Origin of the sequence: Demequina lignilytica (assembly GCF_030418305.1) — a bacterium.
Taxonomy (GTDB): domain Bacteria; phylum Actinomycetota; class Actinomycetes; order Actinomycetales; family Demequinaceae; genus Demequina; species Demequina lignilytica.
The window spans coordinates 38482-55350 of sequence record NZ_JAUHPX010000001.1; the positions used below are offsets into that span (position 1 = coordinate 38482).

General features: G+C 69.8%; 11 protein-coding genes. 5 read left to right on the plus strand and 6 right to left on the minus strand.

What is annotated here, in order from left to right; genetic code table 11:
* Positions 1 to 54: 54 nt before the first annotated feature.
* From QQX10_RS00210 to QQX10_RS00230, 5 genes are all read right to left on the minus strand, one after another.
* The gene (locus QQX10_RS00210; protein ID WP_301144166.1) at positions 55 to 1359 is read right to left on the minus strand and encodes an ABC transporter substrate-binding protein; all 1305 of its coding nucleotides are present in this window, start codon (positions 1357 to 1359) and stop codon (positions 55 to 57) included.
* A 186-nt stretch (positions 1360 to 1545) separates the two neighbouring features.
* Positions 1546 to 3207 carry an FAD-dependent oxidoreductase gene (locus QQX10_RS00215; protein ID WP_301144167.1) on the minus strand — a complete coding sequence of 554 codons (1662 nt, stop codon included), beginning with the start codon at positions 3205 to 3207 and terminating at the stop codon, positions 1546 to 1548.
* Positions 3208 to 3216: 9 nt separating this feature from the next.
* Positions 3217 to 5460 (minus strand): PAS domain S-box protein, encoded by a 2244-nt coding sequence (locus QQX10_RS00220; protein ID WP_301144168.1) that lies wholly within the window; start codon positions 5458 to 5460, stop codon positions 3217 to 3219.
* A gap of 85 nt (positions 5461 to 5545) precedes the next feature.
* Complete coding sequence (locus QQX10_RS00225; RefSeq protein WP_301144169.1) at positions 5546 to 5776, minus strand: hypothetical protein; 231 nt, start codon at positions 5774 to 5776, stop codon at positions 5546 to 5548.
* Between the two features lie 105 nt (positions 5777 to 5881).
* Positions 5882 to 6763: a hypothetical protein gene (locus QQX10_RS00230; protein WP_301144170.1), complete on the minus strand. Its 882-nt coding sequence runs from the start codon at positions 6761 to 6763 to the stop codon at positions 5882 to 5884.
* A 274-nt stretch (positions 6764 to 7037) separates the two neighbouring features.
* Between QQX10_RS00230 and QQX10_RS00235 the strand changes: the two genes are divergently transcribed.
* Together QQX10_RS00235 and QQX10_RS00240 are read left to right on the plus strand one after the other, a co-directional pair.
* Entirely contained in the window at positions 7038 to 8000 is a 963-nt protein-coding gene (locus QQX10_RS00235; RefSeq protein ID WP_301144171.1) for an ABC transporter ATP-binding protein, read from the plus strand.
* Positions 7993 to 8772 (plus strand): ABC transporter permease, encoded by a 780-nt coding sequence (locus QQX10_RS00240; protein ID WP_301144172.1) that lies wholly within the window; start codon positions 7993 to 7995, stop codon positions 8770 to 8772. Before QQX10_RS00235 ends, QQX10_RS00240 begins: the two co-directional genes overlap by 8 nt.
* 84 nt (positions 8773 to 8856) lie before the next feature.
* Here the strand turns inward: QQX10_RS00240 and QQX10_RS00245 are convergent, their stop codons facing one another.
* The gene (locus QQX10_RS00245; protein ID WP_301144173.1) at positions 8857 to 11118 is read right to left on the minus strand and encodes an immune inhibitor A domain-containing protein; all 2262 of its coding nucleotides are present in this window, start codon (positions 11116 to 11118) and stop codon (positions 8857 to 8859) included.
* A 637-nt stretch (positions 11119 to 11755) separates the two neighbouring features.
* Between QQX10_RS00245 and QQX10_RS00250 the strand changes: the two genes are divergently transcribed.
* The 3 genes from QQX10_RS00250 to QQX10_RS00260 are packed head-to-tail and all read left to right on the plus strand — an operon-like array spanning position 11756 to position 16855.
* Complete coding sequence (locus tag QQX10_RS00250) at positions 11756 to 12952, plus strand: glycosyltransferase (RefSeq protein WP_301144174.1); 1197 nt, start codon at positions 11756 to 11758, stop codon at positions 12950 to 12952.
* Positions 12942 to 14249 (plus strand): glycosyltransferase, encoded by a 1308-nt coding sequence (locus tag QQX10_RS00255; RefSeq protein ID WP_301144175.1) that lies wholly within the window; start codon positions 12942 to 12944, stop codon positions 14247 to 14249. Before QQX10_RS00250 ends, QQX10_RS00255 begins: the two co-directional genes overlap by 11 nt.
* A complete protein-coding gene (locus QQX10_RS00260) occupies positions 14246 to 16855 on the plus strand; it encodes a glycosyl hydrolase family 8 (RefSeq protein ID WP_301144176.1) in 2610 nt (869 codons plus the stop codon). Before QQX10_RS00255 ends, QQX10_RS00260 begins: the two co-directional genes overlap by 4 nt.
* Positions 16856 to 16869 lie beyond the last annotated feature (14 nt).

The following is a 16869-nucleotide window of genomic DNA, read 5'->3' on the forward strand; positions in this document are numbered from 1 at the left end:
CGGCGCGGCGGGCGGCCCGCCCGACGCTCGGATCGGGCGGGCCGTGCCGTCGCGTCAGCCGGCTGCGGCGGCCAGCTCCGTCTGGAAGGTCGCCAGGTCGGAGCCGCCGGTGGTGAACTTGCTGGTCGCGTCCGAGATCGCGTTGAGCTGTGCGATCGGGGCCGCGGCGCCGTGCATCAGCGAGGGCACGATCGTGTCGGACGCGAAGTCCGCGATCGCGCTCTGCTGGTACGCGGTGAACAGGCTCTCGTCGGCGTCGGTGCGCGCGGGGATCGATCCCTTCGCGACGTTGAAGTCGGTCTGACCTTCGAGGGATCCCACGACGTCCAGCCAGGCCTTCGCGCCCTCGGGGTGCGGGGCTCCCACCGGCATGGTGAAGGAGTCGGCGAGGAAGTCGAAGACGCCGGCCGTCCCGGGGACCGGGAAGTAGACGTAGTCCGTGCCTTCGGTGAGGGACTGCGCGTCGAGCTCGCCCGCCGCCCAGTCGCCCATCACGTTGAATCCCGCGGTGCCGTCGACCACCATCTGGAGCGCATCGGGCCAGTCGAGGCCGTCACGGTCCGTGTTGGTGTAGCCCATGAGCGTCTCGAAGTCCTCGAGCGCGCCGGTGACGTCGCTCCCGGTCCAATCAGTGGTGCCGTCCCACAGCCCGACGTAGGCGTCGGCGCCGAGGTCGGAGATGAGCACCGTCTCGAGCAGGTGGACCTGGGTCCAGGTGGTCGCGACGGAGAGCGCTGTCTGACCGCTCGCCTCCACCGCATCGAGCGCGGCGAACCAGTCGTCCATCGAGGCGTAGGTCGCGGCCGGATCGAGCCCCGCCGCGTCGAGCACGGTCGGGTTCGCCCAGACCACGTTGGCGCGGTGGATGTTCGCCGGCACCGAGTAGATGGCGCCGTCCACGGTGAGCAGATCCAGCAGGTCGGCGGGGAAGGCGTCGGTGAGCCCGAACTCCGTGTAGAGGTCGCTGATGTCCTCGACCTGTCCCGCCGCGATGTAGTCGTCCAGCTCGGCGCCCGCGTGGGCCTGGAACGTGTCGGGCGGGTCGTTCGCCTGGAGCCGCGATTGCAGCAGGTCCTTGGCAGCGGATCCCGCGCCGCCCGCCACCGCGCCGTTGATGAACTCGACGTCCGGATACTTCTCCGCGAGGACGCTCACCAGCCCGTCGAGGCCGGCCTTCTCGCCGCCCGACGTCCACCAGGTGAACACTTCGACCTCGGTCGCGCCGTCCATGCTGTCGGACGTCGTCCCGGTGGGGCTCTCCGTGGAGGAGGAGCCGTCGTCGCCGCTGCACGCCGTCAAGGCGAGCCCGGCGGCCAACACGCCGGCGATGACACCGGCGTACTTCCGTGATGTGTACATGATCTTCCCGCGCCTCCATCGCCGCATTGGGTAGGGAGTCGCGCTCATGACGCCGGGCCGACACGTGCGGCTCCACCTTCCGGCATACGCCCGTTGCGCCCGTGCGTCAAAACATGCGGAGCATCGATACCGACCTGCAACGTCCGGTGTGTGTCCAGGACCGGCGTGTTGTCGAGTCGCGGGCCCCTAGACGGTGTCGAGGTAGCGATGGATTGCGGTCACCGCGACCGAGCCCTGCCCGACGGCGGACGCCACCCTGCGCACCACGTCGTGACGGACGTCGCCCGCCGCGAAGATGCCCGGCACGCTCGACTCCATGAGCAGCGGGTCCCGTCGCAGACGCCAGCCGCGCGGCCTGCGCCCGCCCGCCAGGAGGTCCTGCCCGGTGAGCACGAAGCCCGCATCGTCGACCTCGACCAGGTCGCGGACCAGGTCCGAGCGCGCCATCGCACCGACGAAGATGAAGATCGCGTCGGCGCGCACGGTCGTCGAGGTCTCGCTCGCGCGGTCGACGAGCGTGACGGTCTCCAGCGAGTGCTCGCCCGTGACGGCCGCGATCTCCGTGCTGGGGCTGACGGTGATGTTCTCCGTGCGCTCGATCTGGTCGATCAGGTACTGCGACATGCTGTGGCGCAGCGAGTCCTTGCGCACGAGGATCGTGACGGAGCGGGCGTATCGTGACAGGAACAGCGCTCCTTGGCCAGCGGAGTTCGCGCCGCCGATGACCAGGACGTCCCGATCCTGGTAGTTGGCCGCCTCCGACGTCGCCGCGCCGTAGTACACGGAGGCGCCCAGCAGCCGCTCGAGCCCGGGGGCGTCGAGGGTGCGCAGCGCCACGCCCGTGGCCAGGAGGAGAGCGTGGCACCTGAGCTCGCTGCCGTCGTCCAGCGTGACGATCCGGTAGGGCCCGTCGACCCGCACGCCGGTCACCTCCTGGGCGACCAGCAGCTCCGCGCCGAGGCGCCGGGCCTGCGTGGCGGCCCGGCGAGCGAGGTCGGCGCCCCCGATGCCCTGAGGGAAGCCGAGGTAGTTCTCGATCCGCGCGCTGGTGCCCGCCTGCCCGCCAGGCACCTCGCGCTCGACGACCGCCGTCTTCAGGCCCTCCGACGCGCCGTACACCGCGGCGGCGAGCCCCGCGGGTCCCGCGCCGATCACGATCAGGTCGTAGAAGGGCTTGAGCGCGGGCGCTCGGAGCCCCACCTTGTCGGCCAGGACGTGCATGTCAGGGTCCTCGAGGAGCGTGCCGTCAGGGAAGAACAGCACCGGGAGGACGCTCCTGCCCTCCGTGGACGCCTCGACGAGCGTGCGGGCCTCGTCGTCCTTCTCGATGTCGAGCCACTGGTAGGGGATCTGGCCGCGGGCGAGGAACTCCTTGACCTGGTGAGACCGCGGCGACCAGAGCGTGCCCGCGACGCGGATGCCGTCGTAGGGCACGGGCACGTGGGCGGCCCATGCGTCGAGGAGGTCGTCGAGGACGGGGTAGAGCTGCTCCTCCGGCGGGTCCCACGGCTTCATGAGGTAGTAGTCGAGGGCGACCTCGTTGATGCTCGCGATCGCGGCGTTGGTGTCCGCGTACGCGGTGAGCAGGACCCTCTTCGCCTCGGGGTAGAGGACGATCGCCTCGGCGAGGAGCTCGATGCCGCTCATGCCCGGCATGCGCTGGTCGACGACGAACAGCGCGACGGCCGTACCACGGCGCTTGAACTCCTGGACGGCCTCGAGCGCCTCCTGGCCGGAGAGCGCCTTGACGATGCGGTAGTCGCCCCGGTACCGCTCCTGCAGGTCACGGGCGACGGCGTTGAGGACGTGCGGCTCGTCGTCGACGGCGAGGATGATCGGCTTGGCCATGGCGGACCTCTACTGTTCCGGCGGGGTGTAGTCGACGGGCAGGCGGACCTCGAAGCAGGTCTGACCCGGCCGTGAGGTGACATCGATCTCGCCGTGGTGCTTCTGCACCACGATGGAGCGCGAGATGTTGAGCCCCAGACCGGTGCCTTCGCCCGGGCCCTTCGTGGTGAAGAACGGGTCGAAGATCTGGGATCTGACCTCACGGGGGATCACCGGGCCGTCGTTCTCGATCTGGACCACCACCCAGGGGTCGCGGTGGAAGGCCCGGACCACGATCCTCCCCTCGCCCTGCATCGCGTCGACGGCGTTGTCCACGATGTTGGTCCAGACCTGGTTGAGCTCGCTCGCGAACGCCTGGATCCGAGGCAGGTCCTCCTCGTACTCCCTCACCACGGTCACGCCCTTCTTGAGCTTGTTGTGCAGGATGATGAGCGTGTTGTCGAGGCCCTCGCGGACGTCCGTCTCACGGACCGGGGCCTGGTCCATGTAGGTGTACGTCTTGAGCGCCTTGACCAGCTCGACGATGCGGCTCGTGCCGACCGCGATCTCCGAGAAGAGCGAGTGGATGGTGTACGTGAACCCGATCCACTCGACCACGATCGGGAGCGCCGCGTCGTCGAACGTGTCCTCGAGGCGATCCAGGTCGTCGGTCGTGAACCCGAGGCTCACCAGGGACGCCGCGACGTCGCCCGCCACGCCGCCGTCGAGCCGCTCCAGCCAGTCCTCGAGCTGCTCCTCCCGATCGCTGCGGGTGACGGCGTTGAGCTCGGCGGGTCGCAGCGCGCGCTCGACGATGAGGCCGTCGAGCCGGTCGATCTCCTCGCGCTCCGGCCTCCCCAGCTCGACCGTGCACAGGCGTCGATGGATCCGGTCCAGACGGGTGAACGCCGCCCGGAGCTGGGCGGCTCCCCGCTGCGCGGAGGCGGCCGGGTTGTTGATCTCGTGCGCCATGCCCGCGCTGAGCTTGCCGAGCGAGGCCATCTTCTCCTGGATGACCAGCTGGTCCTGCATCTCGTTGAGCCGGGCGAGCGTCTCCACCAGCGCATCGTTCTTGCGCCCCAGCTCCTCGGTGCGCTCGCGCAGCTCGGCCTCGCTGGTCCGCAACGCATCCTCCGCGCGCTTGCGCTCACGGATGTCGCGGATGATGCCGGTGTAGTACCGGGTGTCGCGCACAGTCCAGGTCGAGAGCGACAGCTCGATCGGCAGCTCCTCCCCGGAGCGGTGGATCGCGGCGAGCTCGACGGTCTTGCCGATGACGTGCGCCTCGCCGGTCGCCGTGAAGCGGGCCATGCCCGCACGGTGGGCCTCGTGGAACCGCGGCGGGATGATCATCTCGAGCCGGTGTCCGACCACCTCCTCCTCGGTGTAGCCCAGGATCCTGGTCGCGGCCTTGTTCCAGCTGATGATCTCGCCGGAGTGGTCGGCGGAGATGATCGCGTCGATCGCGGACTCCGTCACGGACCGGAACTTCTCCTCGGCCTGCTTGCGCTCGCTGATGTCGCGGATGATCCCGGTGTAGTACCGCGCATCGTCGAGGAACCAGGTGGCGAGCGACAGCTCCACCGGGAACTCGGTGCCGTTCGCGCGCAGCCCGGACAGCTCCACGGTCTTGCCGATGACGTGCGTCTCGCCCCCGCCGGACACCCGGTCGACTCCGGTGCGGTGCGGCTGCCGGTACGACGGGGGGATGATCAGCTCGAGCGGGCGCCCGATGACCTCGTCCTCGGTGTAGCCGAAGAGCGCGGCGGCGGCGGTGTTCCACGAACGGATGCGTCCGCGCGCGTCCGCGGAGATGATCGCGTCGATCGCGGACTCCATGACCGACCGGAACTTCGCCTCCGACTCGCGCAGCGCCATGCGCACCTTGGCGACGGTGACCTGACGCTCCACGCGCGCGAGCACCTCCCGCGGATCGAACGGCCGGCTGACGAGGTCGTCGCCCGCCTCGAGTCCGAGCATGCGGGAGGTCGGGTCGTCGGCGTTGGCGATCAGGATGACCGGCGTGTCCTGGGTGCGGGGATTGGCCTTGAGGTCCCGGATGAAGGTGTGCGGGTGGATCCCCGACATGCCGGGGTCCACCATGACGAGGTCGGGCGAGACGCGCATCACGGCGTCGAGCGCGAACGCGCTTCCGGCCGCAGTGGTGACGGCGTAGCCGCCGGCCTCGACCACCTCCTGGAGCTCTGCCGCGCAAGCGGGATCGTCGCCGATGATGAGGATCAGGCCGGTGTCGGGGATGATGCGGCTCCTCACGGGTGCGGCGCCACGGCGCCTCGCAAGTTTCCTCCAACGTAGGGGAGGCCTGGCAGACCGTCAAAAGATCGTGCGCGCCGCCCGGTCAGACGAGCCAGCCCCCGTGCTCGAGCATCGCGTGCAGCGCGTCCCCGGGGCTGTCGTACAGGCGCGCGCCCAGATCGACCTCCCGGTCGTACTCCGTCGCGAACTCGACCCATTCCCAGGCGCCGTCGGTCGGTTCCAGCATGCCGATCTCCATCCCCGTCGGACCGGACACCACATAGTGGGACCCCTGCCATCGGGCCAGGTGGCCCGCCTCGGTCACGTCGTCCATGAGCTCCTCCGCCTTCCCAGATCGTCTCGGCATCGTCCCCCCCATGACTCCACCATCGCACCGGCGGCCGCGGGCCGCCCGGGGGAGCGCGCAGCCCCGTCGACGTCACGAGGCCTCCGGCTCGACGACGATCGTCACCATGAAGGTGTCGAGGAGGACGCCGTCAGCCTCCAGGCTCATGCGCACGATCGACTCCCCAGGCGCCACGCCCGTGATCACGACCTCCCACTCCGGAAGGAACGTGTGGGAGACCACCCACTCGACCGGCCCGTAGTCGCCCTCCTCGCGCGCAGGGCTGAGGGCGACGGGCTCGGACACGGAGACGACGGCGTCGTCGTACGCGTCGACCCGCCACCGCGCATCCGGATGGAGAGCGGTGGCGGCGAGGCGCACCGCGGTGGTCGTGTCCGGCGCCATCGGGAAGCGCTCGGCGTAGCGATCGGCGGAGAGGATCTGCGGCATGTACGTGAAGCCGTCCCCTCCGCAGCGGTTGGCGACCGCGGCCGTGGCGGCCGCGCACGAGTCGTCCACCACCTCGACCGTGTACTGCGCGATGTCGATGCGCGCGTCGTCGGCCAGCAGCTCGAAGCGCAAGGCCGTCGACCCCGGACCCGCGCCGACGAACGTGAAGTGGCTGAACGTCGCGTCGACCCTGCTCTCTCCCGGGTCCTCGGCGACCTGGGGGAAGCGGGGCGGCTCGAACTCGGAGCCCTGCGCGGACAGGACCGCGGGGTCGAACTCGACCACCGCCCATCGCGCGTCGGGGTAGGCGTTGCTGCCGAGCAGATCGACGCTGAACTCCTCGTCGGGCTCCACCGCGAGGAGCCAGCCATGATCGCCCTTGACGACGCTGAGCCGCTCGCGGCTGAAGTCGCTGAGACCGCAACCGGTCAGCAGGATCGTGAGCGCGAGAAGCAGCGCCAGCGGGAGCGCGACCGCCGCGGGCACGCTCATGGGGGACCGGCCGGAGTCGTCGCGGGCGATCATGATGCGCCTCCTGTCGGCGCCACGATCCGGAGGTGTCCGGGCCCACGGGCGGAAGGGGCGTGAGATCGCTGTCCTCTCTCAGGATATTCCGGTCCGACGCACGCGCGTGGCCGAGCAGGGGCCGTGCACGGGATCAAGGTCCTGGCCCGCCGGAGCGTCGCTTGGTAGTTTCGACAACAGGTCTGCGCGACGATGCCGGACCGGCGACGTGCCCCGAGGAGCGGGTATCGCCTCCGTCGGCACGTCCTCGTCCCCGGCCGGACGGGAGGGTTCCATGAGCACGGACGACGTGGTCGTCGCGACCCGCGGCCTCACCAAGACCTACGACGGTGTCGACGTGGTCCGTCAGCTGGATCTTCGCGTGCCGCGTCACTCCATCTTCGGGTTCCTCGGCCCTAACGGCGCCGGGAAGACCACCACCATGAAGATGCTGCTCGGTCTCATCCGGCCGACCGGCGGCACGGGCACCATCGTCGGGCTCGACATCGTCCGCGACAGCCCCGACATCCGCGCGCGGATCGGCTATCTCCCGCAGGAGCCCCGGTTCTACGAGCACATGACATCGCGCGAGACGCTCCGCTTCGCGGCGGGATTCTTCTTCGCGGGGCCGCGCGAGGGCATCGACGCACGGGTGGCGCACATGATCGACCTCGTGGGCCTGAGTCGCGTGGCCGACCGCCCGGTGAAGAGCCTCTCGGGCGGCGAGCGGCAGCGGCTCGGCATCGCGCAGGCGCAGATCCACGCGCCCGAGCTGCTGATCCTCGACGAGCCGGCCGCGGCGCTGGACCCGTTGGGCCGCCGTGACGTCCTCGCGATCCTGGAACGGTTCCGCGAGACCTCGACGGTCGTGTACTCCACCCACATCCTCGACGACGTCCAGCGCGTGAGCGACACGGTGTGCATCCTCAACCAGGGTGAGATCGCCGCCCAGGGGCCGATCGGCGACGTGCTCGCGAGCGGATCCGGACTGGTCTACTCGGTCGAGGTGGAGGGCGACGTCGCACGAGCACGCGATGCCCTGCTCGGGCAGCCGTGGGTGGACGAGGTGCAGACCTCGATCCGGGGAACGGCGGCGAGGCTGCGCGTGACGGTCTCCGACGCGGACGCGGCGGAGTCGCAGCTCCAGCGCGTCCTCCTCGCCGACGACGCCCTCGTCGTGAGGGAGTTCGGCCGCCTCACGACCGACCTCGAGGGGATCTTCATCGACCTGGTGGAGGGGGGACGGGACGATGACTAGCGGCACGGTCGAGGGGCTTGTCCGGCTCGACGAGTCCGGATGGCGACGCGGGCTCTCCACGCTCATGCGCGCGGGCTTCGCGTCCTGGTGGCGGACCCGCACGTGGTGGATCCAGGCCCTGCTCTGGACGGCCGTGATCAACGGCGCCCTCGCCGCCATGATCTGGGGCGATGCGCCGGAGGGTCCGTCGGTGTTCTCGCTGTTCGGGGTCATGACCATGTTCGCGGCGATCGCGGTGGCGATCGTCATGCAGGACGCGATCGTGGGGGAGAAGCGGAGCGGCACGGCCGCCTGGGTGCTCTCGAAGCCCACGTCACGACCGGCGTTCATGCTGTCCAAGCTGGTGCCGAACGCCGTCGGGACCACCGCGACGATGCTCGCGATCCCGGCGGTGGTCATGTACCTGCAGGTGTCGCTCGCCGGCATCGAGGTGTCGCCCCTGAGATTCGCGCTCGGGACGGCCGTGGCGGCGCTGAACCTGATGTTCTACCTGACGCTCACCCTGATGCTCGGCACTCTGGTCGCCAGTGCGGGCGCGGTGATCGCGGCGCCGCTCGCCTTCGCCTTCGGGCAGCAGCTGCTGGGGTCGAGCATCAGCGCCGTCCTGCCGTGGGCGCTGGTGGTGCCGGTCGGCGAGTCCGACGTCAGCGTGGTCGGCGCCCTCATCGACGGGACGCCCCTCGACTCGGTCGCCCCGATCGTCGTGACGGCGGCGGCATGCATCGTCTTCACCGTCGTCGCCTTCTGGCGGTGGAACAGGACGGAGCTGTAGGACCTCGCTCCCGCGCGACGACGGGCCCGCCCCCGAGAGAGGGGACGGGCCCGCCGCCTTGCGTCGCGAACCGTCAGCCGCGTGTCAGGGGTTGACCACCGACACGGTCATCGGTCCGCCCGTGACCTGCGACAGGACGGTCACCTCCACGCCATGACCCGCGACCATCACTCCTGCGAGCGGGTTGGTCTCGCTGAAGAAGGCGGCGGGGTCGGCGTCCGAGAATGTCGCGTCCTGGATGGTGGTGCCGTCGGCGCCGACCGCCGCGACGGACTCGACGGTCTGGCTCTTGCCCTTGCCGACGAGCACCTCCTTGTGGAGGGACACCGCGTCGATGGGCTGGAGGCCGAACGTGGCGTCGAACACCTGGCGACGGTTGCTGGGTGCCGTGCCGTCCGGGAAGGTGAACTTCACGGGGTTGGCGTCGACCGGCAGCGCGAGGCCGTGACCCACGTGCTCCCGGGTGTTGTTGTCCGAGTAGGCCTCGTCGATCGCCCAGACCAGCAGACCGTCCTGGAACGGGAAGTGCTCGACGTGATCGGGTGCGGTGTACGCCTTGTCGAAGTTGTACGGCCCCACCTCGAGCGTGGCGTCGTAGCCCACGTAGGTGCGGTTCTCCGCCAGGTAGTAGCGGTCGCCCTCGCTGGTCTCCGTGCCCGTCGAGCGGGCGAAGCCGCCGGCCGCGGTCCAGCCGTTGTCGCCGCCCTCGACGTCGTCGCTCAGCAGCGTGGTGCCGCCGCTCTTGATGACGATGTCGTCGAGGAAGGCGCCGGCGTAGTGGACGCCGCCGTCGGTCTGGTAGCGGAATCGGAACATCACCGGCTCGCCGCCGGGCACCGAGTAGCGGAGGTTGCTCCAACGGCCGTTGGACGAGCCGTCGAGCGGCTTGCCGACCTGGGTCCAGTTCGCCCCGCCGTCCGTCGAGTACTCGGCGTAGAGGTAGTCGTAGCCTGCCTCGATGTCGTACCAGGCCTTGGCCGTGACCGTCGCCGACCGGATGCCGGTCAGGTCGAGCTCACGGGTGAGCGTGGTGTTGAGGTCGTCCGCGCTCCCGGTCCACCAGGCGTAGTCCCCGGAGAGCGGGGCCGTGTACTGCGTGGTGATGCCCGCGTCCGGGACGTCGATGACGAGCGCCTGCGCCTGGCCGTCGACCTGCGTCGCGGCGGGGCTGAGCGTGAAGGTGCCGGCGGCGCCGGCGCCCGCGCTCACGACCTCGTAGTCGAGCCAGCCGAGCTGCAGCTTCTCCCACGGACCGAAGTGATTCGGAGTGGTGCCGATGTCCTCGACGCCGTCACCGAGCCACGATCCGCTCGACATGAGCGTCCAGAAGCCGGACGAGTTGTCGCCACCCGAGGTGTCGTAGAAGTCCGGCAGGCCCAGGTCGTGGGCGAACTCGTGGGCGAAGACGCCCAGGCCGCCGTTCTCCGGCTCGACGGTGTAGTCGCCGATCCAGTACCCGGTGTCGCCGATCTCCGTGCCGCCGAACTTGACCTGGGTGCCGTCGACGGTCGGACCGGTCTGGCCGAAGTCCGTCGAGTTGACGTACCAGCGGTGCGACCAGATCGCGTCACCGCCCTGCGCGCCGCCGCCGGCCTCCTCGCCCTCACCGGCGTGGACCGCCTGGAAGTGGTCGAGGTAGCCGTCCGGCTCGTCGAAGTCGCCGTCGCCGTCGTAGTCGTAGCGGTCCCACACATCGAACGATGCGAGCTCCGCCTGGATCTCCTCGAGGGACTTGCCAGCAGCGACCTGCGCGTCGTACCAGGCGTTCCCCGTGTCCTCGATGAACTGCCAGGCGCCGCCGTCGTCCTCGACGCTGTTGTCGCCGTAGGTGGAGGCGTTGCCGGGCAGCTGCACCCAGTCGCTCACCTCGCCGGCGACCGTGTAGGCGCCCGACGACTGCTTCGTGTAGAAGTCCGCGAAGGACTCGCCCGCTCCGAAGAACAGGTCCTCGTAGAACGCCTGCGAGAAGTCCTCGACCCACTGGGTGGTGTTGTCCACCGTGCGGTCGGGCTGCGCGATCTGGTTGTGCAGGGGGCCCGGCTCGTTGCCGAGCTTGCCGCTGCCGGAGTCGCCGAACTCGGACAGGATCGTGAACACCTGGCCCGTGCCGGTGACGGCGGCCTGGTAGTACTTGTCCTCCGCCAGCTGGACGACGCCGTCCTCGCCGGGGCTCGCCTGGCCGGACAGGATGAGCTCCTGCGCGACCTTGCGACGCTCGTTCTGACGCTCGGTCAGGGGACCGGGTCGGTTGTCGGGCCGGGCCGTCGCCGAGGTCGGCGCGTCTCCCGGTCCGTCGTTGTCAGGGACGGCGACCGCTGCCGGCGCGATGCCGGCTCCGACCGCCATAGTGGCTCCCGCTGCTGCCACAGCGAGCCATCCACGCGTGAATCGCTCCACGTGCACTCCTTACCAGGGTATAGACCGTGAGTTGCCCCTCAGCCACGGTGAATCGGACGCTAACACGGGGTGCCGGAACTCGCAGGAGATACGTGGTGAAACGGTGATATTTTGCGTGAAGCGGAGGAATCCGCCATGTGGTACGGACTGACGAGTCGCGCGTGCCGGCACCGCCGCCAGGCCCGTGGGAGGCGTGTCCCGGGCGTCCGGCCGGGGACGGAGGGAGAGCCGCTAGGCTGGATGTACCAGGGACGTAACATGCGTTAACGAAGAATTCACGTGTCCGTAATGGGTGGAATCGTGCGTATGTCCGATTCGGCCTATACATCCGATCGGGACGGGTTTACGGTGTCGGCAGACAGCGTCGCCGCGGTACTGGGGGGTTCCGGGTGAGGAGGCTCGTGTGAGGCGAGTCGGCCCGGGATTACCACGCCGCTGTGCTGGTCCACGGTCGTAGAGGCATACGGTCCGGGGGCGGTGGGGGCGCTGTGCTCGAGAGCACAGGACCAGGAGCGTCTCAGCAATGGCTTCTTCGAACGCAGGCCCGACCGCACCGTTTCCGAGCGCACCGCCACGCACCGCGCTCATGATCGTCCCCACCTACAACGAGGCCGGCAACATCGCGGCGCTCCTCGACGAGCTGTTCGCCCTGCGGACGCGGGAGCGCACCGGCTGGGACCTGCACGTCCTGGTGCGTGACGACCGCTCGCCCGACGGCACCGGGGAGATCGTGGAGGAGATCGCATCCGGGAAGCACCGCGGCAAGGTCATCCTCTCCCGCGGCACCAAGCAGGGCCTGGGCAAGGCGCTCGAGCTGGCGTTCGCCGAGGCTCTCGACCGCGGCTACGAGGTCGTCATGACCATGGACGCGGACTTCTCCCATGCACCGGTCGACGTGGTCCCGCTGCTGCAGGCGATCGAGTCGGGCGCGGACGTGGCGGTGGGATCCCGGTACACGCCGGGCGGCCTCATCCCCGGCGACTGGCCGCTCAGCCAGATCGTCCGGACCCGCGTCGCCGGCACCGTGGCGCGCGGGGTCGGGGGCATCGACCCCGGCCTCCGGGAGCTGACCACCAACTTCCGCGCCATGCGCCGCGTCGTCCTCGAGTCGATCGACTTCGACCGGGTGCGTGCCCGCGGCTACGGCTTCCAGATCTTCCTCGCCAACGCCTTCACCACGGGAGGGTGGAACGTCACCGAGGTGCCGATCAGCTTCCACACGCGGGCGCACGGCGTGTCGAAGGCGAGCGTCAAGGACGTGCTCGAGTTCGTGCGGATCGCCGTCCAGCTGAACGACGACTCACCGTTCAAGCAGCTCGTCCGGTTCCTCCTGGTGGGGGTGTCCGGCACGCTCGTGAACCTCGGCTCGCTCTGGCTCCTGCGCCAGATCTTCATGCCGGAGGACCCCGTGGGCGACCGCGTGTGGCTGCTCTCCGCCGCCGCCATCCAGATCTCGATCCTGTGGAACTTCATCTGGCACACCGCGTTCACGTTCAAGCGCTACCGCCGGGTCGGCGGCGAGCTCGGACCCCGGCAGATCCTGGTCAACCTCGCGAAGTTCGAGGGGGCCTCCGCCCTGACGCAGACGGTCATCTTCGGCGCCTTCGTCGTCTTCTCCAACCTGGGCGTGTTCTACCTGATCGCGCAGGCCCTCGGCATCGTGATCGCGGTGGCGGTGAACTACTGGGTCAGCAGCCACTACATCTGGGACTGGCGTCGCCGGCTCTCGGACGTCGCGGCTCCTGCGCTCGCGAGTCCTCAGGAGCTCCGCCGTGCCGCATGACATCCTCACGCTCGCCGTCCTGGCCGTGGCGGTCGTGCTGCTGGTCCAGGCGGTGGCCAGCCTGGTCCAGACGCTCTACATCTGGGACTCCCCGGATCGCATCCGTGCGGCCGGCAAGCCGGACACCTACGAGAAGCCCCAGCACGGCTTCACCGTCCTGCTGCCGGCGCGCCACGAGGCGGAGGTGATCGGCGAGACGCTCCGCAGGCTCGGCGAGGCGCGGTACCCGCGTCGCCTGGTCGAGCTCATGGTCATCTGCACGGCCGACGACACGAGCACGATCCAGGCCGCGGAACGGGCCCGCTTCGAGCACGACCTCAGCAACGTCACCGTGCTCGTGTTCGACGGGGAGCCGGGGAAGTCGCGGGCGATGAACCTGGGGCTTGCGGCCGCCAAGCACGAGCTGGTCACCATCTTCGACTCCGAGGACGACGTGAGCCCGGAGATCTTCTCGATCGTCGACACGATCTACCAGCGGCGCGACGTCGACGTGCTCCAGTGCGGCGTCCAGCTCATGGACCATGACAGCCACTGGTTCAGCGCGCACAACGTGCTCGAGTACTTCTTCTGGTTCAAGTCGCGCATGCACTACTTCGCGGAGCGGGGAGCGGTGCCCCTCGGCGGCAACACGGTGTTCTTCCGCGCCCGGGATCTCCGCGATGTGGGCGGCTGGGACGAGCACGGACTCACCGAGGACGCGGACCTCGGCATCCGCCTCAGCATCGAGGGGAAGCGGTTCGGCGTGATGTACGACGCGGCGCACGTCACCCGCGAGGAGGTCCCGCACTCGACCCGGGCGTTCGTCAAGCAGCGCACCCGGTGGAACCAGGGCTTCCTGCAGATTATCCGCAAGGGGGAGTGGCTCCACCTGCCCGGGCTCCGGAAGAAGATCCTGGTCGGGTCGGTGCTGACCGCCCCCACCTTCATGGCGATCGTCATCGCCTGCGCACCGCTCTTCATCCTGATCGGCATCACCACCAAGCTGCCGGTGATGGTGAGCCTGCTCAGCTTCGTCCCGCTCCTGCTCGCGGCCGTGATGCTGTGCACCAGCGTCGTCGGCCTCTACGAGTTCGGCAAGGATCAGGGCCTGCGGATCGGTCCCCATCGCTACCTGCTCCTCGTGCTGAGCTTCATCCCCTACCAGGGGCTGCTGATGGTGAGCGCCGTGCGGGCGACCTACCGCGAGCTCACCGGGCGCCGGGGCTGGGAGAAGACGGTCCACACCGGCAACCACCGGATCGCAACGCCCGCGCCCAAGCCCGCGCTGGTGCCCGTGATGGCGTCGGAGGCCGCGTGAGCGTCCTCCAGGCCGCGCCCGAGGCGGCGGCCCCCGCCGCGCCCGCGAGGCCGCCGTTCTGGCGCACCCGTGGCGCGGAGGTGCTGCTGGTCGCCACGCTCCTGATCGTCAGCGGGCTCCTGCATGCCTGGAACATGCTCGGCTACCCGTACTTCGAGAACGACGAGGCGACGTACCTGTCCCGAGGCTGGGCCTTCATCACGGAGGGTCAGCTCGACGTGGCGACGTACCGCTACGACCATGCTCCCCTGGGGTGGATGGCCATCGGATCGTGGCTGGGGCTCACGGGCGGCGGCGCGATGTTCGGCGGCATGCTCGAGGCGGGCCGCGTCCTGATGCTGCTGGTGCACCTGGTCAGCACCGTGCTGGTGTACCTGGTCGCGAAGCGCCTCGCCGGCGGCCGCATGACCGCCGGCGTCCTCGCCGTCCTCGTGTTCGCCATGTCGCCCGTCGGGATCTACTTCCAGCGGCGCGTGCTGCTCGACAACCTGATGGTGCTCGGCGTGCTGCTCGCGCTCCTGCTGCTGCTGCGACGCCCCCTGACCCTGGGGGCCACCGTCGCGAGCGGGCTGGCGTTCGGCGTCGCGGTCCTGGTCAAGCTCAACGCGATCTTCTTCGGCGTCGGCTTCGCCGTGCTCCTGTGGGTCGGAGCGGTAGGCGCGCAGCGCAAGCACGCGGTGCTCCAGTGGTTCGCGAGCGCCGGTGGCACCGTCCTGCTGTTCTTCGTGTACGCGCTCCTGAACGAGGAGCTCTTCCCGGCGCCGGTGGATGCCGACGGCGAGCCCGCGCACGTCAGCCTGGTCGACACGTTCGAGCTCCAGCTGGGGCGCGGCGACTTCGCCTGGCCATGGCAGCCCGAGTCGAGCTTCATGGAGGCGGTGGGGTCGTGGGTGGGCAAGGACTCGCTCACGCTGACGCTCGGTGCGGCCGCCACGGTCGGCCTGCTGCTGGTGCTGGCGGCGCGTCGGTTCCGCGACCCGTCCGCGTGGGCGGTGCTCGCGCTCGTCGGCGGATACGTCGCCTTCCTCGCGCGCGGCGGGATCGTCATCGACCTGTACGTCGCCCCGCTCATCCCGTTCCTCGCGATCGCGGTCGGCCTCTTCGCGGCTCGGATCACGGACCGGGTCCCGGACGACTGGCGGCGCCCCGCCGTGGGCACCGTGCTCGCCGCGGCGCTGGTGGCGGGATACGTGCTGACCTCGGACCGGCTCTACCTCACCAAGGACGAGACCTCGAACCAGGACGCCGCCCTCGCCTGGATCGAGCAGGAGGTCCCGACGGACGCGCTCATCGCCGCCGACAACTACGTCTACCCGGAGCTGGTGCAGGAGGAGTCGTACACGGGCGCGATGTATTTCTTCCACGCGGAGTACGACCCCGAGCTTCGCGACACGTACGCGGACGACTGGCGCGAGATCGACTATCTGGTGCTCACCCACGAGGTGGTGGAGCAGATCTCGCAGGGCACCGTTCCCCGCATGGCCGAGCTGCTCGAGCATTCGACGCTCGCCGCCAGCTTCATGGACGGCTCCTCCGCCTTCGTCGACCTCGACGCGGGCATCTCGACCAACGGCGACTGGGTCCAGGTGTGGCAGACCAAGAGCCGCAACCAGATCGTCCTCCAGGATGCCTGGCAGCGGTTCCGCGACGACTGGATCGTGAGCTACGGCCAGGTGCTCGAGGACGACGCCGTCAGCACCACCTCCCTCGACCAGGTGCTGGCGATGGAGCAGGCGCTGGCCGAGGGGGACGAGGCCGCGTTCCGCGGCGTGTGGCAGTGGACCACGGACCACATGCGGCACCGGGAGGACGATGCGCTGACCTCCTGGCAGTGGCTGACGGACGAGGACGGCGAGGGCGAGCTCGGCAGCAGCGACACCGTGTGCTCGGCCGACCAGCGGTTCATCGGGCTGCTCCTGGAGGCCGACTCGACGTGGGGTGCGCCGGACCTGCGGTCCGAGGCCGCGCGCATGGCGGACGACTGGTGGGAGCGCTGCACCTTCACCCTCGACGGGCTCAGGCTGGTCGACTCGTCGGCGGACGGCTCCGTCGACGACCAGCTGATCAACCCCTCCTACTTCGACCCGACCCTGTACAGGACGTTCGCCACCCAGCTGCCGGGGCACGACTGGGACCGCCTGATCGACGACGGCTACGCGTTCCTCGCCCGCGTGCTCGACGAACGCGGCACCATCCCCAACTGGATCGTGCTCACCCAGGAGGGCGACCTTGCCGCCGTGGGCGACCTGGTGGACGGGGAGGGCGACGTGATGGGCGAGGACACCCTCCGCCTGGTCCCCACCCTGCTGCGCGAGGAGATCGCGGGGGAGCCCCGCGCTCGGAAGCTGCTCGACGGCCTGGTCCCGCAGGTGGTCGGCTACGCGGCGGACGCGCCCGGGCTGCCGTCCTCGGTCGCGCTCGCGCTCGTCGCGCAGGTGCGCGACATCGGGGCCGACGCGCACGAGATCTATCTCGCGAGGATCGCGTCGCAGGTCGACCCCGAGACCGGCACCTGGGACGGCACCCTCGCGGACTTCGCCTGGACCTACTCCTGGCACCGATTCCAGGAGCGCGTGCCGCCCGCGCTCGCCGTTCCGATCAGCTGACCCACCGGACCTGG